Origin of the sequence: Oscillibacter sp. CU971 (assembly GCF_905219725.1) — a bacterium.
In the GTDB taxonomy this organism is placed as follows: domain Bacteria; phylum Bacillota; class Clostridia; order Oscillospirales; family Oscillospiraceae; genus Oscillibacter.
In genome coordinates this window covers 1-2,019 of the sequence record NZ_CAJMXG010000399.1, presented here as the reverse complement: position 1 = coordinate 2,019, position 2,019 = coordinate 1, and the positions used below count along the sequence as shown (strand labels likewise).

1 protein-coding gene is annotated in these 2,019 nt (G+C 65.3%); it reads right to left on the bottom strand.

All coding sequences use genetic code 11. From position 1 onward, the window contains the following. Positions 1–1,287 precede the first annotated feature (1,287 nt). Positions 1,288–2,019: pilus assembly protein PilM (gene pilM / locus JX325_RS15865; RefSeq protein ID WP_204792021.1), on the bottom strand; the 732-nt coding region annotated here is incomplete at its 5' end.

The following is a 2,019-nucleotide window of genomic DNA, read 5'->3' as shown; positions in this document are numbered from 1 at the left end:
GTCCTTTATTGGACGTTTCCTTTACCTTTGTCTGTTTGCCTGGCTTTTACCGGCTTTAATCAGTGCTTCCTTAAAGTTCGACTGCCTTTGCTTGGCCCGCTGTCCGATCAGCCCTGCCCTTTGAGGCGCGTCCCGCTTTTACCGCCTCAAAGCTCAAGCCGCCGGGGCCTTCGGCTCCGCCTGATACTCGAAGAACACAATGTTCCCGCTGACGGACACGGCGTCTTGCTCCCCCTGGCCAACGCTCACGTTTACGCTGTCCAGCATACAGCGGAAGGCGCTGTCGTGGAGCTGCTGAAGCACCGCCTTGGCGGATTCGTAGGTGCCGGTGGTGAAGGACATGGAGATGCTACGCCGGACGATGGCCTGGGAGGCGTCCACGGTGCTGAAAGACAGGCTGTAATCCTGGGTGGAGGCCNGGATGGAGTTCAGCTCGAACATGACGGGCTGGAGGTTGTCGTAGTCGGCGATGCTCCGGGGCGGCTCCCCGGCGGAGAAGAGGGCTTCCAGCTCCCGCTCCATCCGGCGCTTTTCCTCCAGGCGGAGCTGGGCGGCCTCGATTTCCGCCCGGCAGGACTCCGCCTCGCCAAGGCAGCGGTCACGCTCCGCCGTCATAGGCATGTAGAACAGCAGCATGTAGCCGCTGGCCAGCAGGATGACGCCGAGCAGGGCCAGGAGCATCCACTCCCGGGTAGTCAGTTGTCTCCTCATCCCTGGGACACCTCCTTTTGCAGCTGAATCAGCACGCTGGCCTGAACCGGGGCGCTGTCGTCCGCCGGAGCGCCCTCCGACTGGGTGGTGGCGGCGGTGTTCACCATGGTATAGGATACGATGGGGGAGGCCTCCAGGGCCTTGACAATCCGGGCGGTCTGGGCCAGGGTTACGCCGGAGAACTGGAGCTGGACCGTATCGCCGCCGTTGGAAACCGCGTCCATGGACGCCGTNGACCCCACGGCCNCGTCCAGCAGGGCCAGGACCTCCATGCGGTCAATGAGGTCCCGCTCCTCCTCGGTGGCGGAGTAGCGGCTGTAGCGCTCCCACACCTCGCTGTAGTCCGTCAGCTCCAGCAGGACGCCTTGAAGCTGTGCCTCCGCCGCCGTCAGGGACTGCCGGGCCTGGGCGGTCTCCGCCCAGAGGTCGTAAACCAGGAATTTGCCAAGCCCCAGGAGGCACACCAGCNCGAAGAGCACGTACAGGGCGATGGTTGCGGGCTTGGTGGTGCGGTCGGGCTTGTAGAAGAGGTTCATGGACCGCTTGGCGGGGTAGGCCGCGTTTCGCTTGCTCATATCAATTCCCTCCCATGGCCGCGCCGGCGGCGAAAATGCCCGCGGAGGCGGATTGCCCGGCCTCCGGCAGCAGATCCGCCGGGTCCAGCAGGGGCAGGCCCACCGTGTTTTCGATGCTGCGGCGCAGCAGGTCCATGGACGCGCCGCCGCCCACCAGGTACACGCCGCTCAGGTTGCTGGACCGGTAAGTGAACTGGTAGAAGTTGATGACCTTCAAAATTTCCACGGCGATCCGCTCGCAGACCTCCGCCACGGCGGGGAGGGTGAGGACGTTTTGGAAGTTCGCGGCCTTGTAGGTATTGGAGAGGAAGGGGTCCACCCCCAGCTCCCCCGCCACGATGGTGTCCAGGTTCCGCCCGCCCAGGGCGATCTGCCGGGTGGCCTGGACCCGGTCCCGCCAGACCACCGTAATCCGGGTGAACTGGTGCCCCAGGTCCACGAAGCAGAACTCCTCCGCTCCCGCGCCCCGGGCCTGGCAGAGCTGAATCAGCGCCATCTCCTGGGGCAGAACCGTTTTCAGCCGGAGGCCCGCCTGGGCGAACATCCGGGCGTACTCCGCCAGCGTCTGCTTGGCCGCCGCCGCCGCCATCATGGGCACGCCCTGGGCCTCGCCGTCCTCCCCGGCGGGGGCGCAGACGGCGTAGTCGCAGTGGTACTGGTCCGCCACGCCCTGGATGAAGTCCGAAAACTCGTAGGGCAGGTTCAAAAGCAGCTGCTCCGTGGTCATTCGAAG